The organism is Pseudomonas grandcourensis (genome assembly GCF_039909015.1).
Taxonomy (GTDB): domain Bacteria; phylum Pseudomonadota; class Gammaproteobacteria; order Pseudomonadales; family Pseudomonadaceae; genus Aquipseudomonas; species Aquipseudomonas grandcourensis.
The window spans coordinates 3,236,177-3,260,302 of the sequence record NZ_CP150919.1 but is presented as its reverse complement, the minus strand read 5'-3'; the positions used below and the strand labels follow the sequence as shown (position 1 = coordinate 3,260,302).

Annotated in this window: 15 protein-coding genes and 1 pseudogene; 8 read left to right on the top strand and 8 right to left on the bottom strand. The window is 59.7% G+C overall.

Annotation, left to right across the window (positions count from 1 at the left end; translation table 11 throughout):
• Positions 1–26 precede the first annotated feature (26 nt).
• The 3 genes from potE to AABM52_RS14495 form a co-directional block, all read right to left on the bottom strand.
• Complete coding sequence (potE, locus tag AABM52_RS14505) at positions 27–1,367, bottom strand: putrescine-ornithine antiporter (RefSeq protein ID WP_347912477.1); 1,341 nt, start codon at positions 1,365–1,367, stop codon at positions 27–29.
• An 80-nt stretch (positions 1,368–1,447) separates the two neighbouring features.
• A complete protein-coding gene (speF, locus tag AABM52_RS14500) occupies positions 1,448–3,631 on the bottom strand; it encodes an ornithine decarboxylase SpeF (RefSeq protein WP_347912476.1) in 2,184 nt (727 codons plus the stop codon).
• Between the two features lie 199 nt (positions 3,632–3,830).
• A complete protein-coding gene (locus AABM52_RS14495) occupies positions 3,831–4,703 on the bottom strand; it encodes a DNA/RNA non-specific endonuclease (protein WP_347912475.1) in 873 nt (290 codons plus the stop codon).
• A 330-nt stretch (positions 4,704–5,033) separates the two neighbouring features.
• Between AABM52_RS14495 and AABM52_RS14490 the strand changes: the two genes are divergently transcribed.
• The 3 genes from AABM52_RS14490 to AABM52_RS14480 all read left to right on the top strand — a co-directional run bounded on the left by AABM52_RS14490 (position 5,034) and on the right by AABM52_RS14480 (position 9,042).
• Complete coding sequence (locus AABM52_RS14490; RefSeq protein WP_347912474.1) at positions 5,034–6,542, top strand: PLP-dependent aminotransferase family protein; 1,509 nt, start codon at positions 5,034–5,036, stop codon at positions 6,540–6,542.
• Between the two features lie 112 nt (positions 6,543–6,654).
• Complete coding sequence (locus AABM52_RS14485; protein WP_347912473.1) at positions 6,655–7,725, top strand: TIM barrel protein; 1,071 nt, start codon at positions 6,655–6,657, stop codon at positions 7,723–7,725.
• A gap of 51 nt (positions 7,726–7,776) precedes the next feature.
• Complete coding sequence (locus AABM52_RS14480) at positions 7,777–9,042, top strand: MFS transporter (protein ID WP_347912472.1); 1,266 nt, start codon at positions 7,777–7,779, stop codon at positions 9,040–9,042.
• 66 nt (positions 9,043–9,108) lie between these two features.
• On the opposite strand, the gene AABM52_RS14475 is transcribed toward AABM52_RS14480, so the two are convergent.
• Positions 9,109–10,899: an acyl-CoA dehydrogenase C-terminal domain-containing protein gene (locus AABM52_RS14475; protein ID WP_347912471.1), complete on the bottom strand. Its 1,791-nt coding sequence runs from the start codon at positions 10,897–10,899 to the stop codon at positions 9,109–9,111.
• 83 nt (positions 10,900–10,982) lie between these two features.
• On the opposite strand from AABM52_RS14475, the gene AABM52_RS14470 reads away from it, so the two are divergent.
• Both AABM52_RS14470 and AABM52_RS14465 read left to right on the top strand, forming a co-directional pair.
• The gene (locus tag AABM52_RS14470; protein WP_347912470.1) at positions 10,983–11,900 is read left to right on the top strand and encodes a LysR family transcriptional regulator; all 918 of its coding nucleotides are present in this window, start codon (positions 10,983–10,985) and stop codon (positions 11,898–11,900) included.
• 175 nt (positions 11,901–12,075) lie between these two features.
• Complete coding sequence (locus tag AABM52_RS14465; protein WP_347912469.1) at positions 12,076–13,563, top strand: histidine kinase; 1,488 nt, start codon at positions 12,076–12,078, stop codon at positions 13,561–13,563.
• On the opposite strand, the gene AABM52_RS14460 is transcribed toward AABM52_RS14465, so the two are convergent.
• Positions 13,560–14,261 (bottom strand): response regulator transcription factor, encoded by a 702-nt coding sequence (locus AABM52_RS14460; RefSeq protein ID WP_347912468.1) that lies wholly within the window; start codon positions 14,259–14,261, stop codon positions 13,560–13,562. The genes AABM52_RS14465 and AABM52_RS14460 overlap by 4 nt on opposite strands.
• 311 nt (positions 14,262–14,572) lie before the next feature.
• Here AABM52_RS14460 and AABM52_RS14455 point away from each other — a divergent pair.
• Positions 14,573–14,671: pseudogene (locus AABM52_RS14455) on the top strand (DUF2790 domain-containing protein); the annotation flags it as partial.
• A gap of 63 nt (positions 14,672–14,734) precedes the next feature.
• On the opposite strand, the gene AABM52_RS14450 reads toward AABM52_RS14455, so the two are convergent.
• The 3 genes from AABM52_RS14450 to AABM52_RS14440 form a co-directional block, all read right to left on the bottom strand.
• Positions 14,735–16,861: a TonB-dependent siderophore receptor gene (locus tag AABM52_RS14450; RefSeq protein WP_347912467.1), complete on the bottom strand. Its 2,127-nt coding sequence runs from the start codon at positions 16,859–16,861 to the stop codon at positions 14,735–14,737.
• Between the two features lie 218 nt (positions 16,862–17,079).
• Positions 17,080–18,435, bottom strand: a complete 1,356-nt coding sequence (locus AABM52_RS14445; protein ID WP_347912466.1) for a dicarboxylate/amino acid:cation symporter — start codon at positions 18,433–18,435, stop codon at positions 17,080–17,082.
• A gap of 106 nt (positions 18,436–18,541) precedes the next feature.
• Positions 18,542–19,597 (bottom strand): tartrate dehydrogenase, encoded by a 1,056-nt coding sequence (locus tag AABM52_RS14440; RefSeq protein WP_347912465.1) that lies wholly within the window; start codon positions 19,595–19,597, stop codon positions 18,542–18,544.
• Positions 19,598–19,733: 136 nt separating this feature from the next.
• On the opposite strand from AABM52_RS14440, the gene AABM52_RS14435 reads away from it, so the two are divergent.
• Positions 19,734–20,657 (top strand): LysR family transcriptional regulator, encoded by a 924-nt coding sequence (locus AABM52_RS14435; RefSeq protein ID WP_056724978.1) that lies wholly within the window; start codon positions 19,734–19,736, stop codon positions 20,655–20,657.
• 377 nt (positions 20,658–21,034) lie between these two features.
• Positions 21,035–23,938 carry a multicopper oxidase domain-containing protein gene (locus AABM52_RS14430; protein ID WP_347912464.1) on the top strand — a complete coding sequence of 968 codons (2,904 nt, stop codon included), beginning with the start codon at positions 21,035–21,037 and terminating at the stop codon, positions 23,936–23,938.
• The last annotated feature ends 188 nt before the right edge of the window (positions 23,939–24,126 follow it).

Below are 24,126 nucleotides of genomic sequence, written 5' to 3'. Positions count from 1 at the left end.
TGTCTGTGCAGTCCTGTTGGCCACGCCTAAGGGTTTGCGGCCCTGGCCTGGTTGGCCGCTGGCGCTTCGGTGAAGCGCTTGGCGAGGAATCCATAGAGCAGGTAGCCGAAAGCGAGCACCAGGGTGCCGCCCATCACTGCGTCCTTGCCGCAGGCATACAGGGCGTACAAGGAGTACGTCACTGCAATCAGCAAGACCACCACATTACGGGTGTGAATCGCTGACGAGACCCCGGCCTTGTGCATGATCACCAGCAGGCCCGTCAGCGCAGTGATATAGGGGATGAGGTTGGTGACCGCCGCCAGGCTGACCAGCTTGCTGAACTGGGCGGCGGCATCGGGCGAGATGGTCGACAGGGCCATGAGGGTCTGCAACACGCCGCAGACGATCATGCCGATGACGGGCGCATTCATCGAGTTGACCTTGCTGAACAGCTTGAGGAACAGGTTCTGGTCAGCCGTCATCTTGGCCGTTTGCGCCAGGGTAAATTGCCAGCCCAGCAGCGAGCCGACGCACGCCATGACCGCCAGCGCCATGACGATATGGCCCACCATCGGGCTGAACATTGTGGCGTAGACCAACGCGAAGGGCGCCGTGGATTTGGCCAGTTCCGCGTTAGGAATGATGCCCTGGATCACAGTGGTCGACAGCACATAGACCACGGCGGCCCCCAGGGTGCCGAACAGGCAGGCCAGCGGCACGTTGCGCTTGGGGTCTTCCACGGCATCGGTGGCCTGGGCGGCCGACTCCATGCCCAGGAAGGCCCACAGGGTCAGGGGTATGGCTTTGCCAATGGCTTCGGAGATCGCCACGCTGTGCGGATTCCAGGCGGCGGCCAGCACATCAGGCTTGAACCAGAACCAGCCGATGATGCTCAGGCCCGCGACCGGAATGATCACGCCCCACACCGTGAACGCACCGATCTTGCCGGTGATGCTAGGGCCACCGAAGTTGGCGAAGGTGGTCAGCCAGATCAGCCCGATCGTGCCAACGCACAATGGTATGGCACCGGAGCCCAGCCAGGGCACGAAGGCCGTCATGTAGCCCACCGCCGAAATGGCCACGGCCACGTTGGCGATGGCCAATGACAGGAAGTACAAGTACGAGCAAAGGAAAAAGCCCGACTTTGAATGGGCTTCTTCGGTGTAGGCGGACAAGCCGCCGGAGCGTGAGCAGAAGACCCCGCACTGGGCAAAGCAGTAGGCGATAGCCATCGAACCGATTGCCGTGAAGATCCATGACAGCAGCGAGACGGCCCCCAGTTGAGCCATGTTGGTGGGCAACATGATGATGCCCGAGCCCATCATGTTGACCGTTACCAGCGTCGTGAGCCCCATCAGGCCCATTTTCTTGCTTGAATCAGCCATCGCAAACTCCTTGCCCTGTTCAGAGAGTTAACCCCTGAGCCCGCTGACCTGACACCTGTCATCGAGTACGAGGGTGATCCTTACTGCTTAATCACATAGCCATACGCCCGCGTGCGACCGCCTTCCTGCTTCAGATAAACGCCTTGCAACTCCGGTGTGAAGCCGGGCAAGCGGTTGATGCCCTCCTCCAGGGCCAGGAAGTACTTGAGCACCGCGCCGCCCCAGATTTCACCCGGCACCACGCACAAGACGCCTGGCGGGTAAGGCAGCGCGCCCTCGGCGGCAATGCGCCCGTCGGCATCCGCCAGCGCCACCAGTTCGACGTTGCCGCGGATGTACTCGATTTGCGCTTGCTGCGGGTTCATCGCTTTTTTCGGGAAGTGCTCCTTGCGGAACATGTCCTTCTGCAACTGCTGCACATTGTGATGGCGATACAGGTCGTGCATTTCCTGGCAGAGCTGGCGAATGCTGTAGTTGCGATAGCGTTCCTGATGCTGCGCGTAGATCGCCGGCAGCACCCGGCTCATTGGCGCGTCATCGCTGATGAAGCGTTCGAAGCGGGCGATCTGCGCGGCCAGGTGGGTCATCTTCGCCCAGTCTTCGGCCGGGGTGAGCAGGAACAGGATCGAGTTGAGGTCGCACTTTTCCGGGACGATGCCGTTCTCGCGCAGGAAGTTGGCCAGGATGCCGGCGTGAATGCCGAAGTCGGTGTAGCTGCCGTCCACCGGGTCGATGCCCGGCGTGGTGAACAGCAACTTGCACGGGTCGATGAAGTACTGCTTCTCGGCGTAGCCGGCAAAGGCGTGCCAGCGGTCCTTGGGGTGGAACTCGAAGAAGCGGATGTCGTTGGCGATTTCTTCCGTCGGATAGTCTTCCCACGCGCGCCCTTCAATGGTGTGCGGCACGAACGGGCGGACCATGGTGCAGGCTTCGAGGATCAGCTTGCGCGCTTCGATGCCGAACTTCACGCAGTCTTCCCACAGGCGCAGGCCGCTGCGGCCGGAGTGAATGCGCGCATTCACATCCAGCGAGGCGAACAGCGGGTAGAACGGGCTGGTGGAGGCCTGTGCCATGAACGCGTTGTTGAGCCGGTGGTGGTTGCAATAGCGCGCCTGGCCTTTGATGTGACGGTCTTTCTTGTGCACCTGGGAGGCCTGGGAAAAACCGGCCTGCTGCTTGTGCACCGACTGGGTGACGAAGATGCCCGGATCGTTCTCGTCGAGATCCAGCAACAGCGGCGAGCAGTCCTTCATCATCGGGATGAACTGCTCGTAGCCGACCCACGCCGAGTCGAACAGGATGTAGTCACACAGCTTGCCGATGCGGTCGACCACTTGCCGGGCGTTGTAGATGGTGCCGTCGTAGGTGCCCAGTTGAATGATCGCCAGGCGGAACGGCCGCGGCAGTTGCGCCTTGTCCGGGGCGACCTCGGCAATCAGTTCGCGCAGGTAGTCCTCTTCGAAACAGTGGGCGTCGATGCCGCCGATAAAACCGTAGGGGTTGCGTGCGGTTTCCAGATAGACCGGCGTGGCGCCGGCCTGCAACAGCGCGCCCTGGTGGTTGGACTTGTGGTTGTTGCGGTCGAACAGCACCAGGTCGCCGGGGGTCAACAAGGCGTTGGTCACCACCTTGTTCGAGGCCGAGGTGCCGTTGAGTACGAAGTAGGTCTTGTCCGCATTGAACACCTGCGCGGCGTGTTTCTGCGCCAGCAGTGCCGGGCCTTCGTGGATCAGCAGGTCGCCGAGCTTGACGTCGGCGTTGCACATGTCGGCGCGAAACAGCGTCTCGCCGAAGAAGTCGAAAAACTGCCGCCCGGCCGGGTGCTTGCGAAAGAACTGGCCGCCCTGGTGGCCGGGGCAGGCAAAGGTCGCGTTGGCCGCCTCGGTGTAGTGTTTGAGCGCGTCGAAGAACGGTGGCAGCAGGCTTTCTTCATAGGCCTTGGCGGCTGTTTCCAGTTGGTTGCCGTGGTACTCGGCATTATTGCTGGATAAGTCGAAGACACCATTGACCTGCAAGATGACATCCTGCAGTTGCTTGTAGATTGCCAGGGAGCGATTGCTGCGGCCCTGAGAGGCCACCAGGAAGATCGGGATGTCGAAGCCGGTGCGCTTGATGACATCCAGCACCCCGGCGGCCAAGTCATCTATGCAGAGCACGGCGACGGCGACATCGGTAAAGTCCGTCTGGTCGAACCGTACGATTTCACGGCTATTACGAAAACAATCCCGGACCGCATCGCTGGCAGCGATTTTCAAAGCGTTCATATCCAGAATCTCTCGGTCTGCTTGACGTTGAAGTTCCTGGGACGATCATTTTCAGAGGCATCATGTCCCGGGGTCCGGAGCGATTGCCCTATTGGGTATAGTTCACTTTTACAAAATGTTACCCCTTGCCGAAATTTTTTCGGTGTATGAAACACCCCACCGGTTGCCTCCAACCTTTGGGGTGCTGCTCATCCAGCCATCAGGTGCGCCCGGCGGAACCTGTGACGGGCAGGTTCCCGAGTAGTTTGAGCCCGGTACTCCTCACAAACGTCTCATAGTCCATCGGCTTCTCGATCCGGGTTTCTGCGTTCGGCAGCACATAGGCCCAGGCACGTTTGGACGAAGCGTCGTACACCAGCTTGAACAGGCGCGTCGGCACCCAGACCTGGTTGTCGCCGATGGTCGAGTGGCCCGAGTCAAAGAGCGGACCGGTAAAGACAAACACGTTGCCATCGGCGCGCTTGGCAAACTTCCTGACATCCGCCTCGACCTTGCTCCAGATCTTGCGGTTGTTGGTCGGGTCTTGCGGCACCATGTTCGACAGCGCAAAGGATTGGGCCATTGCCTTGGGGCTCGGGGCATCGGCTGCCGGGGATTGGTGGCCACGGTCCACGGCCGGATGCTGGCTGCGGTAGTCGCTCAACTCGGCGCGCCCACTCTTGGGAATGCGTGGGTCCGGATAGAACTGGTTGGTGCGCTCCTCCCCTTTGGCGTCCTGCAACTGGGCTGCATTCAGGCGTTCGACCACCACCAGCGGGGTCTTGCTGGTTTGCGAGTACAGCACCGCGAAGTTGTCGGAACACAGCGCCAAGGGTTTCATGGAGGCAGGCACTGTGGCGGTGTTGATCGGATTCGCTGCCGGGAACAGGTCTGCGCAGCCGTCAAACGATGCCTGTTTCTGTTTGCTTGAATAGAGGTCCAGGGCCGCGTTCTGGCTGATCGAGCCCGAGCGGGACGCTTGTTCATGTTGCGCGGTGGGTGGCTTGAGCAGGTCCAGCAGGCTGCGGGCTTGCGCCCCGGTCGAGAGCAAAACAAGGGCCGACAGCCCAACTGCAATTTTGCGTAGGTACATGAGTTAAATCTTCGAAAGGAATTGAGGGGTAAACGTGCGGCGAGGCCCGATTCACTGAACCGGGTGGGGGGCGTTGCTTGTTATGAGGCGGCGATCATGCTTTCGCTGTCCTTGATCAAGTTACCGATGCGGGGCCGGTCGGTGCGACCGCTGAGGGTCATGCGGGGGTTATGGACCATGACAAGATCGTTTAGTGCAATGCCGTACTCAGCAGCCATATTATTGTGACGCTGTGGTGGATGACTTATCCAGCCCCCCTCGATACCCTTTCGCACCCGGGTGCCTGACGGCAATTCAGGCCAAACCACACCTCATCCAGACGAACCAAAAATGAAATCCTCCGCAGGTTTGCTGTTGTCAGGTATCGAGCTGGACCGTGCCAGTGCGATCCCCTTGTACCGCCAACTCTACTTGCAGATTCGCAAACAGATTCTCAGTGGCAGGATTCAGGGCGGCGTGCGCCTGCCGTCCACCCGGACCCTGAGCAAGGAACTGCAGCTGTCGCGAATCAGCATTCTCAATGCGTTCGATCAACTGATTGCCGAAGGTTTTCTGACGTCGCGGACCGGGGCCGGGACCTATGTCGGCCATGAATGGGAAAGCCGCGGTATCGAAGACGATGAGCACAAGCGCCAACCTCCTCGCCTGTCCGACCTGAGCCAGTCCATGCTGTCGTTGCGCAGCGATCATTTCCGCGGTGTTTCCTATGCCGACTGGGGGACCGGCAGCCCGACCTCGTTCCTGCCCAGCCACAGTGCCTACGATGCGTTCCCGCAATCGGTCTGGAAGCGCCTGTTGAACCGGCACCTGCACAAGCCAACCAAGGCCATGCTCGGCTATGGCGAACTACAGGGATTGCTGGCCCTGCGCGAGGCGATTGCCGAGTACGTCTTCGATGCCCGTGGCATTGATTGCACTGCCGATCAGGTGGTCATCGTGTCCGGCGCCCAGCAAGCCTTCAACCTGCTGGGCATGCTGTTGCTCAATCCGCAGGACAGTTTCTGGATGGAAGATCCGGGGCATATCGCGGCGCGCATTGCGCTCCAGGCCCAAGGTGGCCGGGTCGTGCCTTTGCGTATCGACGAACAGGGGATCGATGTCCGGCAAGGCCTGGCCCTGTGTCCTGACGCTCGCCTGGTGTTTACCACTCCTTCCCGTCAGCATCCCCTGGGCGTCACCATGAGTTATGCGCGGCGCCAGGAACTCATCGACTGGGCCGCCCAGAATCAAAGCTGGATCATCGAGGATGACTGCGACAGTGAGTTCCGCTACAACGGCCGCCCCCTGCCGGCACTCTATGCCATGGATCAATGGGCTCGGGTCATCTACGCCGGAACCTTCAGCAAGGTGCTCTTCCCCTCGCTACGACTGGGTTACGTGATACTGCCGAACGCCTTGATCGAACCCTTCTGCACCCTGCGGGCGGTCATGGATCGCAGCCCGCCCACACTGCTACAGGCCGTCACAGCGGACTTCATGCGCGAAGGGCACTTTCTCGGCCATATCCGTCGAATGCGCGCGCTGTACCAGGCTCGCCAGCAGGCACTGGTGGAACAGCTGCAGAAACGGCTGGGGACTTTCTTCAGGATCACGCCGGTGGAAGCCGGCATGCACCTGATCGCCTGGTTACCCACGCATCTCGATGACGACGCCCTGGCCAGGGAGCTCGGCCAGCATGGCATTCATACCTATCCCCTGAGTGACTACTGCGTCGAACATGCCTTGCCGCCGGCGCTGTTGATCGGCTTTGCCAGCACCCCTGAGGACCAGGCCGAAGCGCGCGTCGAAGCGCTGGCCCAGGCCCTGGACAAAATGGGCCACCTGCAGCCGGCCACTTGACCCAAGGCAAGTGGTCTTATGATTTAACTGATAATGGATCTATCGAGAGTTCCTGACTGGCGCGATAAAGGCTGCGCCGGTAGACCCGGTGTCTGAACCAGGAACGACTCGAATGAACAATAAGATCCAGGAACGATTCAACACCTTGCTCAGCCATAAGGCCGTCGAGGCCGAGGCTCCCCCCGTATTGACCGAAGCACTGGCCCGCCAGTTGCTCGACCGACTGGCCCAACTGCGCCTGTTTGCCCATGCCTACCCCTTGCTGACCAACCTGACCCACGGCCGTGTCACCCCTGGCGACCTGCTGGACTTCGCCTATCGCCACGAACTGCAGGGCCTGAGCCTGCACTTGCTCGACGGTGAGGAAAACAGCCTGAGCCAAATGACCGCCGCGCAGCTTCAGGCATTCGCTGCCAAGGCCAACGCACTCGGGCTGGATGTGCATCTGGAAATCAGCAGCACCCTGAAAAAGGATGTCGATCAAGTGATCGCCATTGCCAAGGCGCTGGGTACCCGCAACATCCGTGTCTACTCACGCTACGAAGGGGCGCTGTCCCGGGTCATGGACGTGATCGAGTCAGACCTGCACTACCTCGCGCAACAGGCAGACGAGCACGACCTGTTCTTCGACTTCGAGCAGCACGAAGAACTCAAGAGCGCCGAGATCGCGCAACTGCTGAGCCGACTTAACCACCCTCGCCTGCACGCCCTGTTCGACTTCGGCAACATGATCAATGCCTGTGAGCAGCCCCTGGCGGCACTGCGCACCCTGGCGCCGCACATACGCCAGACCCACCTCAAGGGTGTGCGCATCGTGCCTGAGCAAAACGGCTTCGGGCATTACGGCGTGCTGCAAGGCTGTGCCGAAGACGACCTGCCCAACGCACGCATGTTGTTCGAATTGCTGATGCTCGGCGAATCAACCCCGCAAGTGATCGCCTTCATTCTCGAGCAGGAGAACCACTACGTCGCCCCGGCGTTCCGCCAGTTCGACGAAGCCGCCGACCCGTTCATTGCGTACCGGGAAATGAGTGAAACAGCGCTGCCTCAAGGCTTCTCGCTGGAGCGAATGCTCGCCGATGAACACCGTTGGGCAAACAACCAGGTGACCTACGTACGAGGTCTGCTGGCCGAGTTCCGCACCCTGGCCGAGTTGACCCTGGCCCATTGCGCAAACGCCTGAACCTGACGTGCCCATCGGCACTGCCTACCCAATTACGCCTGGAGAACAATAATGACATCCCATGACAAGGCCAAATGGCTCAGATTCCTGATTCTCATCCTCGGTGGCGGCACCATCTACAAGCTGGCGAATCTCAAAGACGCCTTCTACATCCCCATGCAAGAATTCATGGGGTTGTCCCACACTGAAATCGGTGTGCTGCTGAGCGCCAACGCCATCATCGCCACCGCGCTGTTCGTGGTGGGCGGCATGCTCGCCGACCGGTACGACACGCGCAAGCTGATCCCCCTCGGCCTGATCGGTACCGGCGGCCTCGGGCTTTACCTCGCGACCTTTCCGCCCTTCAGCAATCTGCTGGTGGTGTTCTGCCTGCTGGCCGTGTGTGCCGACTGCCTCTTTTGGCCTTCGCTGCTCAAAGCCATCCGCAACCTGGGCGACGACAAGGAACAGGGGCGCCTGTTCGGCCTGCTCGAAGGCGGGCGTGGCGTCGTTGATACCCTGGTCGCCTTCTCAGCGCTGGGCGTCTTCGTCGCCATGGGCTCCGGGGAAAACGGTTTGAAATCGGCGATCCTCTTCTACTCGGTCATCGACATTCTTGCCGGTACCCTGACCTGGCTGCTGCTCAAGAGCGGCAAAACCCAGTCGACCGTCAAGCCGAAGAACGGATTGTCGAACCTGCTCGAGGCCATCAAGGTGCCGGGCATCTGGCTGGTCAGCCTCAACGTGTTCATGGTCTACATCGTGTACTGCGGCCTGACCTATTTCATTCCCTACCTAAAGGAAATGTACGGACTGCCCGTAGCCCTGGTGGGCGCCTACGGCATCATCAACCAGTACTTCCTCAAGATCCTGGGCGGCCCTGCCGGTGGCTTCATTGCCGACAAGCAGTTCAAGAGTTCCAGCCGATACCTGAAGTGGGCATTCCTGGCGTTGGTGCCGCTGATGGGCGTCATCATGCTCATCCCGAAAAGCCCTGATTACATCTACGCAGGCATGGCGGCCATCCTCTCCTTCGCGCTGATTGTGTTTTCCATGCGCGGCGTGTTCTGGGCACCCATGGGTGAAGTCGGCATTCCCCAGCACATCACCGGTTCAGCCTTTGGGATCGGTTGCCTGATCGGTTATGCGCCGGGCATGTTTGCCTATGTCATCTACGGCGCAATCCTTGACCACTTCCCGGGTCAACAAGGCTACAACTACGTGTTCTCGTTGATGAGCGTATTGGCCATTGTCGGGTTCATGGTGTCCAGCCTGCTGTATCAAGCGGTCCGTAAAAACGCCACGATCACTGGCAAGGTCAGCGCCGCACAAGCCTGAACATAGACGGTGTATGCAGTGCGGCGGCAACCGGAGTCTCTCGGTTACCGCCGCACTGTGCTGCCATCAAAAGGCGAAATCGGCCTCGTCCATGGCCATCAGGCAATGAGCGCCGCCCCGAAGGCTTTCGCGGTGGCCACTGGCACGGGGCAGCACCCGGCGCCAGTAAAAATCCGCCGCTTGCAGCTTGGCCCGATAGAACCCGGGTTCGTCGGTGCCTGCATCCAGTGCGGCTTGGGCACGCACAGCCGCCTGCAACCACAGCCCGCCCACCAGCACGTAAGCGCTGTACGCCAGGAAGTCCACCGACATGGCGCCGATTTCCTGCACATCACGCTGACAGGCCTCGACCACCTCGCCCCCTAGTTCACGCCACTCGGCGAGACGCTGCTGCATGGCCTCGGCCATTTCCCTCAGCGACGCATGCGAACCGGCTGCATCGGCATGCACGACGAGTTCATCAATCAAGGCACCCAGCTCCGTGGCACCATCGCCCAGCACCTTGCGCCGAAGCAGATCCAGCGCCTGGATACCGTTGGTACCTTCGTATAGCTGAGTGATGCGGCTGTCGCGCATCAACTGCTCCATGCCCCACTCGCGGATGTAACCGTGGCCGCCATACAGCTGAACGCCCAGGCTGGCGACTTCCTGGCCGACGTCGGTGAGGAACGCCTTGACGATTGGAATAAGCAGCGCTGCCCGACGACTCGCGTTCTGGCGAGCCTCGGGTTGCGGGTCGCCGTGTTCAAGGTCCAATTGCAGGGCGGTGTAGGCCGCGAGCAAACGGCAGCCTTCGCTCAAGGTTTTTTGCGTCAGCAGCATGCGCCGAACATCGGGGTGCACGATGATCGGATCGGCGCTCTTGTCCGGCGCCACCGGGCCGCTGATGGCCCGCGATTGCAGACGCTCACGGGCATAAGCGAGGCCACCCTGGAAGGCGGCCTCGGCGATGCCCAGTCCCTGCAAACCAACCTGGAAGCGTGCATCGTTCATCATGGTGAACATGCACGCCAGCCCCTGATTCGGCTCACCGATCAACCAGCCTTGTGCGCCGTCGAAGTTCATCACGCAGGTGGACGCGCCCTTGATGCCCATCTTGTGTTCCAGTGCGCCACAGCTCAGCGAATTGCGCGGCCCCGGTGTTCCATCGGCCGCGGCAATGAACTTGGGCACCAGGAACAGGCTGATGCCCTTCACCCCGGCCGGTGCATCAGGCAAACGGGCAAGGACCAGGTGAATGATGTTGGCGGTCAGGTCCTGCTCGCCGCCGCTGATGAAGATCTTGCTGCCGCTGACCTGATAACTGCCGTCGGCTAGAGGCTGGGCACGGGTGCGCAGCAGGGCAAGGTCGGTACCGGCCTGGGGCTCGGTGAGGCACATGGTGCCGGACCATTCACCGCTGACCATTTTTTCCAGATAAGCCTGCTTGAGCGCCTCGCTGCCATGCCGATGCAAAGCCAGCACCGCGCCTTCGGTGAGGCCGGAATAAATGCGAAAGGACAATGAGGCGGCCATCAGCATTTCGTGGAAGCTGGCCGAGATCAGCTGCGGGAAACCCTGGCCGGCGAACTCCAGCGGCCCGGTCATGCTCGCCCAGCCGTTATCGACGTACTGCCGGTAGGCGTCGCGAAATCCCTGAGGCGTGGTGACGTGGCCGTCGATCAGCTGACAGCCCTGCTCGTCACTGTTGCGGTTCAGCGGTGCGACCACTTCGGCGGCGAAACGGGCGGCTTCTTCGAGGACGCCGTCGATGGTTTCCCGGTCCAGCCCCTTGTTCAACCGCTCACAATGGCCGCTGACATCCAACAGTTCGTGCAGCACAAAACGCATGTCACGCAGGGGAGCTTGATACTTCATGGCGGGCCTCATGGGTTGGCAGAGTGGAAAAGATTGCCGTCACCCTAAGCAGGCGCCTACTATTTTTGAAATTTCATTTTCATATGCCTGGTATTTGTAATTTGAATTTAAAAAGCTTCGATCTGAATTTGCTCCGGGTGCTCGATATGTTGCTGCGCGAACAGAACGTGTCGCGAGCGGCCGAACGCCTGGCCCTCAGCCAGCCCACCGTCAGCAACGCCCTCGCCCGCCTGCGTTCACTGTTCGACGACCCCTTGCTGGTGCGGGTTGGCCGCCACATGCAGCCCACCTCCCGGGCGCTGGCGCTTGAAGGGCCGATTCGCGCGGCCCTGCAACAGATCGAACAGACACTCAATGCCGGGGAAGCCTTCGACCCACGCCTGAGCCAGCAGCAGGTGCGCATCGCCCTGACCGACTTTGTCGAACAGCTGTGCATGCCGCCCTTGCTGGCGCGCCTGGGAGAACTGGCGCCAAACCTGCGTATCGACGTTGCTCACCTCGCCCCCAGTCTTCCTGCCGAGCTGCTGGACCGGGGTGAACTGGACATGGTTCTGGGACGATTCGAAGAAGTGCCGGCGCGTTTCACCCGCAGGACCTGGCACAGCGAAACCCTGCGACTGGCGGTGCGCAAGCAGCATCCGCTAGCACACGACACACTCACGCTGGATGACTTTCTGGGGCTGCGCCATCTCTGGGTGAGTGGCGGCCAGTCGCGCGGCATGGTCGACCAATGGCTGGGCAAGCAAGGCCTGTCACGCAAAATCGTCTACACCACACCCAACTACCTGCAGGCGGCGCACCTGGTCGCCCATTCAGACTTGAGCGTCGTCCTGCCGACCCAGTTGGCCAATCAATTCGCACAGCTGTTGCCGCTGCAGGTGTTCGAATTGCCCTTCGACGTCGGCTCGTTCCACCTCGAACTGGTGTATCTGGCGCAACGCCAACATGAGCCGGCGCTGGCGTGGCTGATCGAGCAAATCCTGGCGGTGCGGCCGACTTGAACTGACGATGGCCTGGCTGATCATCGGTGGTGTTTGATACACCTGTGAAACTGTCGGATCGCTATGCGGTGAACTACTGTCAGTCATGGGCGTGGCACCCACTGCCAATCTCCAGATATCCGTTGAGTTGCAGGGTTTCCAACCGACTTATCACGATGATCACGGAACCAGGCCGATGGAAAAAGATGCAAGAGTCGAATCAAAAAACCAGCCGTTTACCGCGTCGCAAACTGAGGCCCCGGGCGAACCGGCCTCTGTTTCCGATGTGGCTGGCAATAGAGTCTGGGGCACACGGATCAGGGGCCAGGCGCGCAACCTGAGTCACTCGACCCAGTTTGTCATCGCCGCCACGGTGATCCTGGGACTTACGATGTTCTTCGTCGGCAACCTGGTGAGCGAACGGATAGAAAACGCCGCTGTACATAGCGCAGCAGAAGCTGCCGCGCAGTACATGGATACGTTTCTGGAGCCCTATGTGCAGGAGCTGAGCCGGGACAACACCCTCTCGGCTGCAAGCGTCCAGTCCCTGGACCGCCTCGCGGACAGTCGTTCGCTCAAACAGCACATTGTCTCGATCAAGCTCTGGCGAGCGGATGGCACGGTGATCTACGGCACGAACAAAGCCATCACCGACCGAAAATTCCCACTCGATGAGATCACCGAGGCACTCAAGGGCAATGTGGTCACCGACCTTAAAGACCTGGACGAGGATGAGAACGAGTTCGAGCGCAAACTCAACGTGCCGCTCTATGAGATCTACGCACCACTGCGGGACTCACGCACCGGAGAAATCATCGCGGTGGGCGAGTTTTATGAAAAGGCCGACAGCCTCAAGCGCGAGATCAGCCGCGTCCGGCAGCAGGTATGGACGGATGTAGGTACCGCGACACTGGCAATGCTGACGCTGCTGTTCTTCATCGTGCGACGCAGTGACAAGATTATCCAGCGACAGCAAGTGGCACTGCGCTTGCGGCTGCAGGAGCAAACCCGCTTGCACATCAGCAATGCCGAACTGCAGCGCAAGATGGCGACGGCTACCCAGGAGTTTTCCCGGGTCAACGAACTCACCTTGAGGCGCATTGGTGCAGACTTGCACGATGGGCCGGCGCAGTTGTTGACCCTGATTCTGATCCGCCTCGACGACCTGGCCGAAAACTGCTCCGCTGTCGATCAGGAGTCGCTGGAAACCATTCGTGGCGCCGCCACCGACGCATTGAGTGAGGTCCGCGATTTATCACGAGGCCTGGCACTTCCGGAAATCAACGACTTGAGCCTGGAGGAAGAGTTGCAACTGGTGGCGCAACGGCACGAGCAACGCACTGGCACCAGGGTCACATTAACCATGGGGCGGCTACCGGAGGCCGCGCCACTGCCGCTCAAACTCTGCTTGTACCGTTTTGTGCAAGAAACCCTCAACAACGCTTACCGTCATGCCAGCGGCGAGGGTCAGGTCATCCGCGCGCAATACGTTGATGAGGTATTGAAAATCAGCGTCAGGGACGGTGGTCCGGGCATGACGGAGGACGCCATGCTGCTCGAGACATCCGGCAGGACCCGATTGGGGCTCGCCGGTTTGCGTTATCGCGTTGAATCCCTGGGCGGGTTGTTCAGCATCGACTCCAGCGCCTCGGGTACGTCGGTCAATGCACAGTTCAAACTCTAGTCAGCGCCGCTGCGGGCATCCATTGGTGTTTTCCCTTCGCCGTTGTGAAGACGCCCGACCGCTTCGCGCTCCCAATGTCGCCGTAGAGCCGTAACCGCTTCGACGCGATTTCGGGCGTGCAGCTTGTGCATCACGCAGCCCATGTGGTGCTTGACGGTTTTTTCGCTGATCGACAGTCTTGTCGCGACTTCCCTGTTGGTCAGACCCTTTGAAACTTCCCGAATGACCTCTTCCTCGCGATGGGTCAGATCAAAGTTGGGCGTTTGCGCTTCGTGCTTCTGGCTGTTGCTCAGCAGTTTGTTGGCAAGCTCGGGGGTGATATAGGTCTCACCATTGGCAACCGACCTGATCGCCAGGATCAGGTCCGGTCCGCTGACACCTTTCAACACATACCCGCGCGCGCCGGCATCCAGTGCCAGAAGGGCGTCATCTTCGGATTCCGAAACCGTCAGCATCAGCACCTTCACATCCGACAGTTCAGTGGAAATGAAGCGCACCGCGGCGAAAACATCCCCCGGCATATTGACGTCCATCAACATCACGTCCGGGCTCACCCTCTGGGCAATATCCCTGGCATCCTGCGCATTGGCGCCCTGCTCCACGACCTGAAGATCCGCCCGTTTTCTCAACGTATTGGCGACGCCCTCACGTAACATTGGATGATCGTCGACAATGCCGATGCGAATGAATGGACTCATGACGCGCTCCCGAAAGGAAAAGCACTCGAATATTCATTGATTAATAGCAGGGAACCCGGGATCACGCCGGTCATCAGTCGTATGTCCCGGGTGTCTGGCGTTCGGAAATCAGATTCGGGTTGGAGGAAACCGGATCGTCAACCAGCAATCAACCTTACAAATCACTTTATCTTTATCGCTCAACTATTTGTTTTAAAAGGTAATTAAAAAACAAACAAGCAAAGGACCTGATAAAACCCGGATCTGTCTTTCATCCGACCAACAGTCGCTCTTCTTCCCTCGGGCGCAGCCCTGGATCGCCACCGTTTTACAAAACCGGCGTGGTACCGGTGACCGTGGTCTGCCTGGACTGCCAGGGCGAGGTTCACAAGATCCGTTTCCTCGAATGGGGTGCAAGCCCCCCCGACTGACTGACCACGGGTACTGGTGTGCGCCATGCCGGACGACGCGGTGGCGTGGGACATTCAGCCGGGCTACAACGTGTAGGAAACACCGACCTGCACCGTTCTTGGAGCCCCTGGATAGGCGTAGACGTTGCCGAATGCGCCCTCCTCATAGTCTTCGTCCGTCAGGTTCTTCACATCCAGGTTAAGCCTGATCCTGTCGTTCACCTTGTAGTAGCTCAGCAGGTCGACAACGGTGTAGCTGCCCATCGAAAACGCCGTGTTGGCCGTCTGTCCTGCACGCTCATCGACGTACTTGAGCCCGGTGCCAAGCCCCAGTCCCTTGAGCGCGCCATCCTGGAACTCGTAGACGTTGAGCAGGCTGAAGCTGTTCTGAGCAATGTTCATCAGCCGGGTGCCGGACTTGATGACGTTGTCCTTGGTCACTTCGGCATCGACATAAGCGTAGCCGCCAATCACCCGCCATTGCGGGGTCAGGTTGCCGGCGATGTTCAGGTCGAAACCACGGCTGCGCACCTCGCCTGCCGCCACGCTGAAGGTCGAGTCCACAGGATCGGTGGTGAGTACGTTGCGCTTTTCGATCTGGTAAATCGCCGCGTCGACACTCAATTGGCTGTCCAGCGCTTCCCACTTCATACCCAGCTCATAGGATTTGCCCTTTTCCGGTTCAAAACCACCGCCCTGGCGACTGGCGCCGGTATTGGGCTTGAACGAGCGAGCCGTATCGGCATAGATCGCCACGGTGTCGGTGAGGTCATAGGTCACCCCGACGCGCGGGGTCACCGCGTTGTCGCTGGCGTCCCAGCTTCTGCCGCCCGGCACAAAGGTTTGGTAATCGTGCTCGAAGCGCTCGAAACGGGCCCCGGCCAATACTCTCAAACGCTCGGTCAAGGCCACCTGATCCTGGACGAATGCCGCGTAGGTCTTGAGGTTTTCCTTGTCGTTGGTCGGGGTGCGGGTCAAGGCAGGACGAGGCTGGCCATACACCGGGTCGAAGATATCGATCGGGTAGGCACTCACCGCGCCGCTGGAGCGCTGGATGATCGACTTGTAGTCGTAGTCCTCGTACTCGACGCCGGTCAGCAGGGTGTGATCGAAACCACCTGCGGTGAAATGTCCGGTGAGGTTGAGTTGCGTGTCCTTGTCCGTCCACTCCAGCTTGCGGTAGTTGAAGTTACGGCCCAGGGTTCGTCCGTCCGCGGCCACACCGTTGGCTTCGACCGCATTCCCCTCGAGGGTGCCGTCGAGCCATTGGAATCCGCCGCCCAACGTCCAGTTATCGCTCAGCAGATGCTCAAACCGCAGTTGCGCCATGTTGTTGTCGTTGTGCAATTTGCCAACATCTTTTTCGCCGAAGAAGGTATCGCGGGACGCAGTGCCAATCTGATTCGGATAGCGGGTCACGCCGCGATCGAGCGGGTGATTGTTGCGCATGAAGTCGCCTTCGAAAACCACCTTGGTGTCGTCGGTGGCCTGCCAGGACAGCACCGGCGTCACGCCGTAACGTTCGGTTTCGACATGATCGCGGAAGGTATCACCGCCCTCACCCACCACGTTCAGGCGATAGGCCAGGCGGCCGTCTTCGTCCAACGGGCCGGAGGCGTCCAGCGTGCCACGCTTCATGCCCTGGTCATCGAGTTGGCTACCCAGGGTCACGGTGGGCACGGCCAAGGGTTGTTTGGAGATCACGTTGAAGGTGCCACCCGGATCGCCTCGGCCATAGAGCATGGTCGCCGGCCCTCGCAGTACTTCCAGTCGCTCGATGGTGTTGGCATCCGGCATGTTCGGATAGCCACGGTTGATCGGGAACCCGTTGCGATAGAACTCCCCGGTGGTAAAGCCGCGCACGGTAAAGGTGGTCAGGCCCTGGCCGCCGAAATTGTTGGCCCGCCCCACACCGCCGGCATAATCGAGGGCGTCCTGCAAGCGGGTGGCACTGATGTCCTCCACGACATCCCGGGTCACCACACTGATGGACTGTGGCGTTTCGTGGATCGAAGTGTCGGTACGCGTGGCGCTTGCCGAACGCGTCGCGCGGTACCCGTCAACCGGCCCCAGGGCGGTTTCATAGTCTGCTGTGCCAACGATGTCAGTCGCTTGCAACTCCAGACTGGATTTATCGGTAGTGGCTTGCTCCGCCCAAGAGGAAGCGGAAAACGCCTGAAGCACGCAGATAGACACCAGAGTACGACGCATCTAGGGAACCTTGTGAAAATAGCCAAATGGAGCGGCATACATGCCAATAAATCGCGGCGCATGGTATACCGTATCAGTGTGCTTTGATACGTATTCTCATTTGTATTTTCTGAACGCGACCTGCTCCATTTCAACTCGCAATGGTTCAAGCCTCCCTGGCGTAATCAAAAAGGGCCCTGAAAAGGGCCCTTTGTACTCAGGACGTCAGCCCCGGATACCTACACTCGTGAAGCTTTGTTAAGACCGGGCAGCAAGGGACTGCTCGTTGCCGATGCATGGGCATGAACCACCTCCGCCCGCACCGCCTCAGGTTTTTGCTCTTCGACCTCACCATTGAGAGCCTTGTGCATCTTGACGGTGTCCAGCGCCCCGACCCATTTGGCAATCGCCATGGTGCCCACGCCATTGCCGATGGTATTGGTGATCGCCCGCGCTTCCGACATGAACCGGTCGACGCCCAGCAGCAACACCATCCCCGCCACCGGTATGGTGCCCAGGGAAGACAAGGTGGCGGCCAGAATGATGAACCCGGAACCGGTGACACCTGCCGAGCCTTTGGAGGTGAACATCAGTACCGCCAGCACGATCAGTTGATCGGTCAGGGTCAGCGGCGTGTTGGTAGCCTGGGCAATGAATATCGCAGCAATGGTGTAGTAGATCGCTTGCCCGTCCGGGTTGAAGGTCAGGCCGGAAGGAATGATCATCCCGGCGACGGGTTTGGACACCCCGGCCTTCTCCATTTTGGAAATCATCTGTGGCAGCACCGATTCCGAAGAACTGGTACCCAGCACGGTGAACAATTCTTCCTTGATGAACTTCAAGAACTTCCACAGGCTGAAACCGCTGTAGCGGCAGATCGGGCCGAGGACGAAGATCACGAACACGGCACAGGTGAGATAGACGCAAGCCATCAACTTGCCCAGGGAGAACAGCGAGCCGAAGCCATACTTGCCGATCGTGAAGGCGATGGCACCAAATGCGCCGATCGGTGCCAGGCGCATGACCATGTTGACGATGCGGAACATGCCCTGCATCAGGCTATCGAGCGTATCGACGAATGCCTTGCCCCGCGGCCCTACATGCGCCAGGGCGATGCCCAACAAAATGGAAAACAGCAGGATCTGCAGCACATTGCCCTTGGCGAAGGCATCCACAATGGTGTCTGGGATGATGTTCATGACGAAGTCCATGAACGATGCATGTTTCACCGCCGTGGTGTAGGTGGCCAGGCTGGAGGTGTCGAGTGTGGCGACATCGATGTTCATGCCGGCACCGGGCTTGAACACATCGACCACCACCAGGCCGACCACCAGCGCCAGGGTCGAGACCACTTCGAAATAGAGCAAGGCCCGAAAGCCCACACGCCCCAGTTCCTTCATGTTTTCCATGCGGGCAATGCCTGTGACCACAGTCAGGAAGATCACCGGAGCGAGGAGCATTTTGATCAATTTGATGAATGCATCGCCCAGAGGTTTGAGCGCAGCGCCGGTTTCGGGAACGAACACGCCGACGATGGCACCGAGGATCACCGCGATCAGTACTTGCACATAGAGTTTGCCGAATATTCTTTTCATGACAGGGCCCTGATTTTTTATTGTTGTCAGGAAATGCCAAGGAGTCAGGTCAACTGACCTGCCCCTTGGCGTTGTGCCGCAGTACTGCTTTGAAGTGCTGGATAAATCAGCGGTTGATCAATGCGATGACCGCATCCGTGATCTGGCGGGTGGTGGCAGTACCGCCAAGATCCGGGGTATGCAAACCACTTTCGGTCACCGCTTCGATCGCGGACATCAACTGTTTGGCGCTGGCGTTTTCACCGAGATGCTCGAGCATCATTGCCGCCGTCCAGAACGTCGCGATCGGGTTGGCCACACCTTTGCCGGTGATGTCGAAAGCCGAGCCGTGGATCGGTTCGAACATTGACGGGAATTGGCGTGACGGGTTGAGGTTGGCGGTCGGTGCGATGCCCAGGCTGCCGGAGAGTGCCGCGGCCAGGTCAGACAGGATGTCGGCGTGCAGGTTGGTGGCAACGATCACATCAAGCGTCGACGGCTTGAGCACCATGCGCGTGGTCACCGCATCGACCAGTTCCTTGTCGATCCTGACGTCCGGGAAATCCTTGGCCACTTCGTAGAAAATCTCGTCCCACAGCACCATGCCATGACGCTGGGCGTTGGACTTGGTGACCATGGTCAGGTGCTTGCGCGGGCGGCTGCGCGCCAGTTCGAAAGCGAAACGGTGAATGCGCTCGACGCCGGCACGGGTGAATATCGAGACTTCGGTGGCGACCTCTTCCGGCAGGCCACGGTGTACCCGACCACCGTTGCCGGAGTACTCACCTTCGGAGTTTTCCCGCACCACCACCCAGTCAATTTGATCGCCGTTGTGCAGCGGGCTCTTCACCCCCGGCAGTACCCGGGCAGGACGGACGTTGGCGTATTGGTCGAAGCCCTGGCAAATCGGCAGGCGCAAACCCCAGAGTGAAATGTGATCCGGCACGTTGAGCGCGCCCACTGCACCGAAGAAGATGGCATCGAAGGTTTTCAGTTCTTCCAGGCCACCTTCGGGAATGTAGTAGCCGTTTTTCAGGTAGTTATCCGAGTTCCAGTCGAAGTGTTTGAAATCCAGCTGGAAGCCGGTTTTTTTCGACAGGGCTTGCAGCACCTCGACGCCAGCGGCAATCACTTCGACACCGATGCCATCACCTGGAACCGCTGCAATCTTGTATGCGCTCATGGTCAACTCCACTCTCGTAAGTTTCTTGTTGTGCCTGTCGAACGAGCTGTTCAATCAGGGTGTGAGCGGAGTATATGTAGTGAACAAATAGGTGTGAGTTACTCATAATCACTACATAAATAACTTTGAGTTACGAATGAGCCAGACCCTGGATTTGTCGTTTTTCTACCTCTTGGCCAATAAAGGCAGTCTTGCCGCGACCGCACGGGAGCTGGGTATCACGCCGCCGGCGGTCAGCAAGCGTCTCACCGCGCTGGAGGCTCGATTGGGCATCCGCCTGGTCAATCGCACCACGCGCTCCATGAGCCTGACCTCGGAAGGTGAGCTGCTGTTTTCCCACGCCGCCCGTATCCTGACGCAGATCGATGAGGTCGAGCAGTTGATCCACAGCAGTCGGGCCACACCCAAGGGCCTGATTCGGGTCAACGCGTCGCTGGGTTTCGGTCGCCGATACATCGGCCCGGCCCTGGGTGCATTCTTCGCCCAGTACCCGGAGGTGGAGGTGCAGCTGGAAATCAGCGATCACCCCCTGGACCTGACGACCCATGGGTTTGACCTGGGCATACGCTTCGGTACTCTGCCGGACGCCGCCTTCCATGCACGCAAGATCGCGTCCAACCGTCGTCTTCTATGCGCTTCGCCGCTGTACCTGGAAAAGCATGGCGTGCCGCAACGCCTGTCGGACCTGCAGCAACACAACTGCATCTTTCTCAGGCAAAACGAAACGCCCTACGGTGTGTGGAGTTTCACCAACGGGGGCCGCACGCAAAACATCAAGGTCCGTGGCGCACTGGGCTGCAATGACGGCGAAGTGGCCCTGAATTGGGCGCTTGAAGGCTACGGCATTCTGTTGCGGGCCGAATGGGACATTGCCCGATACGTGCGCAGCGGCCGCTTGCGTTTAGTGCTGGAAGACCAGACTCCGACCCGCGCCGATGTTTATGCGGTGTACCCGCAACAGTTACACCTGTCAGCCCGTGTGCGCAGCCTGATCGATTTCCTGGTCGAGCGTTTCAGGCACATCGACCACCTGGATGAAACGGCAGGCCTGCACGACTGAACAGCCTGGGCCCGCAGTCGCTTCGGCCAACAGCGGGCACCGATGAAGTCGGGGCGAATGAAAGCAATCGGCCATCGATTCATTCGGAAAGTCGCCACTTATCCTGGCCCGGGCACCCCGCACAATCCCCCCCCCTGCATTGGGGGATATTCCCCGTCATCGGGGCGTTCATCCGGGCTGCCGATACGTCAACTTGAGGCCAGCGGACAAGAGGGCCGTGGCGTAGAGCCACCAGTCACTCCCTGTCACTTTTGGCGGGAAATATGCATCTTTTCCATCCCGGCCCGGGATCAAATGTTTTACCAACCGGGTCTGGAAGCAGTGGCTCGATGCCCATGCATTGCCACGCTCCGAGGAACCCGTCAGAGGTGTTTGCGATGAAACTGGAAGCCGCAAGGTTGAAACCTGGTTCATTGTCCAAAACCAGACTGGCGCTGAGTATCTCTGCTGCCGTGTTCATGTTTGGGCTGGGCTTGTCCCAGACCCAGGCAGCCCCCCTCGACAACACCGACCCACCGCCCCCTACCGATCCATCGGCGTTCACCAATCAGCCCGCCGACCCCGAAGCCGCTTTGAGGGACTTGCTCAAGCTGCCTCCCGCAAACGTCGGCGCCTTCGACTTGCCCAATGGCGTGGTCGGTAACCGCAAGACCCCCTTGGTCGACAATGTGCTGCCACCCGACCTGCAACCCAGCTTCAACATCCCCACTAACGGTAATGCCAGCCCGGTGTTCGGGGCTCAACCGTTCACACAGAAGCTTGAACTATTCGAGGAATTCGGCTCGAACAAACTGAACGCGACCGACCCGCCATCACCCGTTCCGTTTCCGGTTCCGACGGTGGGCCCCGCACCGGCGCAAGATCCATTGAAGGTGGCGCGAAGCGGCCCGTCGCCGACGGCGCTGGACGCCTTTCTCAGGCAGCCGGCATTGACGCCCTTCCCGACCGAGTTCTCCAATGTACTGGACCGCAACCCCTGGAAGGCGCAGATCGAGGACTTCCTCAATCGCCGGGTCGATTCGCCCGCAGAGGGACGGCCACCAGGAAAAGGTTGGTCGCACCAGCGTTTCAATGAGTTTTTCCCGCGCGACGCTTTCAAGACTGTGCAGGCAGGCGCGCACGTCAACAGCGGCCTACGTGATCGCATGCAACGGCATAACTACGCCGTGGGGGAATTTGCGCCAGGCGGGCTCTATCACAACACCAACGGCGACCCGGCCAACGAGGGCACGACCAAGGGCATTCAAGTGCAGTTTCACCCTAACTTGCCTGTTCAGGACCATAATGCGTTGTGGACATTCGACGGCACCTTTCCGCCCAAACTGCTTCAAGTGCGCTATGGCCAGGCGATGCTGATGCGTCATTACGATGCCTTGCCCATCGACCCGTCGGCCAACCGGGGCTTTGGCCTGCACACCATCACCACCCATGAACATAACGGCCACTCGCCCGCCGAAAGCGACGGTTTCGCCAACGCGTTCTTCTTCCCCGGCCAGTACTACGACTATCGCTGGCCGATCCAGTTGGCCGGTTACGACAGCATCAACACCACTGCACAGGACCCACGGGCAGCATTCCCGTGCGACCCCGGTGAAATACTTTTCGTCAACGACGCCAAGCCCGGCTTCAAGACCTGCAACAACGGCACCATCAAGATCCGTGGCGACTGGCGCGAAACCATGAGCACGCACTGGTTCCACGACCACATGCTCGATTTCACCGCGCAGAATGTCTACAAGGGCAACGCGACGATGATGAACTACTACAGCGCCGTGGACCGTGGCAACGAGGCGGTCGACGACGGGGTCAACTTGCGCTTGCCCAGCGGTTCGGGGCTGGGATGGGGTAACCGCGACTATGACGTCAACCTGACGATCGCCGACAAGGCCTGGGACAAGGCCGGCCAGTTGTGGTTCAACCCCTTCAACACCGACGGATTTCTCGGTGACCAGGTGCTGACCAACTGGGAGTACAAACCCTTCCTGGACGTGCGTGCCCGCCGCTACCGTTTCCGCATTCTCAATGGATCGGTTTCTCGTTACTTCAAGCTGGCGGTGGTGCGACAGGTCAATGGTAATGGTGGCGAGTTTCCTGGCCGGGCCGGTTCCGGGGTTTCCTATAACCGGGTGCCGTTCCACATGATCGCCAACGACGGCAATATCATGGAGCACGCAGTGCCGTTCGATGGCAGCCTGGACCTCGATGGCGACGGCGACAAACAGGACCACAACGCCATTCTGCCGATACTCGGCGTTGCCGAACGCTATGACATCGTCGTCGACTTCGCGAAAAACGGCATCAAGCCGGGCGACAGGATTTTCATCGTCAACATCGAGGAGCATGAAAACGGCAAGCGTCCCAATCGTGACATTCCATTGGCGGATGTACTCTCCGAGAAGTACCTGCCCGTTGTCAGGCAAACCAGCCACGGACCACAGTGGATCAACGGTGACCCGGGCGTGGGCATATTCATGCAACTGAACGTCCAGCCCTACACCGGCCAGGATGTCAGCATGAACCCGGTCGACTTCGAGCCCGCCAAGCCAGGCAAGCCCGAGGGCAGGTTCATGATCCCCCTGCCCTTGCACCGTGATGACCCTGCCGATATCGCCCGGCTTGCCCAGGCGCGGCACCGCACCTTTATCTTTGGCCGCTCCAACGGCACGGATTTCAAACCCTGGACGATCAAGACCGATGGCGGCGAAGGTTTCGGCATGGACCCGCGCCGGATTTCAGCCGCGCCACAGCTGGCCACCGGCCCGACACCGGCAGGGTTCAAGGGTGAAGGCACGCTGGAAGTCTGGAAGATCCAGAACGGCGGCAATGGCTGGAGTCACCCGGTGCACGTGCACTTCGAGGAAGGGATCATTCTCACTCGAGGTGGCAAACCACCACCGGAATGGGAAAAAGGCGCGCGCAAGGATATCTACCGTGTGGGCTCCGATTCCGAGAGCCTCGACAATGTCGAAATGGCCTTGCACATCCGTGAGTTTGCCGGCACCTACATGGAGCACTGCCACAACACACAGCATGAGGACACGTCGATGCTGCTGCGTTGGGATTCTGAACACCCGGGCCAGATCCAATTGATGCCTACGCCATTACCCAGCTGGGACGGCGTGAAATTCGTAAACTCGGTTGCGTTACCGACATTCCGTACGGGCGATGGTGTCGGGCCACAGGTCAAGGTCGACAATAACCAGGACAGTGGTAGTGGTAGTAGTGGTAGTAGCGGCAGTGGTAGTAGCAGCGGCAGCGGTGTCAGCGGAGGCAAAGGCTAGGCTAGCCTCGTCCATCAAACGACTGGTCATGTCTTCTGCAAACGCAAAGAACCACTTGCATGATCGTTTCAATCCCAAAGCCGACTGTCATCTCGGTCGGCTTTGGGTCGTTTTCAGCCCTTCGCGACCGGCAGTAAACGGCCAATCCCCGACACTTCCCCCTGACAGCCGACTGAATTGAAAGCACC

What these genes read in the sequence shown, in the direction of transcription:
- potE (WP_347912477.1), bottom strand. Translation starts at nt 1,367, where the DNA reads ATGGCTGATTCAAGCAAGAAAATGGGCCTGATGGGGCTCACGACGCTG.
- speF (WP_347912476.1), bottom strand. Translation starts at nt 3,631, where the DNA reads ATGAACGCTTTGAAAATCGCTGCCAGCGATGCGGTCCGGGATTGTTTT.
- AABM52_RS14495 (WP_347912475.1), bottom strand. Translation starts at nt 4,703, where the DNA reads ATGTACCTACGCAAAATTGCAGTTGGGCTGTCGGCCCTTGTTTTGCTC.
- AABM52_RS14490 (WP_347912474.1), top strand. Translation starts at nt 5,034, where the DNA reads ATGAAATCCTCCGCAGGTTTGCTGTTGTCAGGTATCGAGCTGGACCGT.
- AABM52_RS14485 (WP_347912473.1), top strand. Translation starts at nt 6,655, where the DNA reads ATGAACAATAAGATCCAGGAACGATTCAACACCTTGCTCAGCCATAAG.
- AABM52_RS14480 (WP_347912472.1), top strand. Translation starts at nt 7,777, where the DNA reads ATGACATCCCATGACAAGGCCAAATGGCTCAGATTCCTGATTCTCATC.
- AABM52_RS14475 (WP_347912471.1), bottom strand. Translation starts at nt 10,899, where the DNA reads ATGAAGTATCAAGCTCCCCTGCGTGACATGCGTTTTGTGCTGCACGAA.
- AABM52_RS14470 (WP_347912470.1), top strand. Translation starts at nt 10,983, where the DNA reads ATGCCTGGTATTTGTAATTTGAATTTAAAAAGCTTCGATCTGAATTTG.
- AABM52_RS14465 (WP_347912469.1), top strand. Translation starts at nt 12,076, where the DNA reads ATGGAAAAAGATGCAAGAGTCGAATCAAAAAACCAGCCGTTTACCGCG.
- AABM52_RS14460 (WP_347912468.1), bottom strand. Translation starts at nt 14,261, where the DNA reads ATGAGTCCATTCATTCGCATCGGCATTGTCGACGATCATCCAATGTTA.
- AABM52_RS14450 (WP_347912467.1), bottom strand. Translation starts at nt 16,861, where the DNA reads ATGCGTCGTACTCTGGTGTCTATCTGCGTGCTTCAGGCGTTTTCCGCT.
- AABM52_RS14445 (WP_347912466.1), bottom strand. Translation starts at nt 18,435, where the DNA reads ATGAAAAGAATATTCGGCAAACTCTATGTGCAAGTACTGATCGCGGTG.
- AABM52_RS14440 (WP_347912465.1), bottom strand. Translation starts at nt 19,597, where the DNA reads ATGAGCGCATACAAGATTGCAGCGGTTCCAGGTGATGGCATCGGTGTC.
- AABM52_RS14435 (WP_056724978.1), top strand. Translation starts at nt 19,734, where the DNA reads ATGAGCCAGACCCTGGATTTGTCGTTTTTCTACCTCTTGGCCAATAAA.
- AABM52_RS14430 (WP_347912464.1), top strand. Translation starts at nt 21,035, where the DNA reads ATGAAACTGGAAGCCGCAAGGTTGAAACCTGGTTCATTGTCCAAAACC.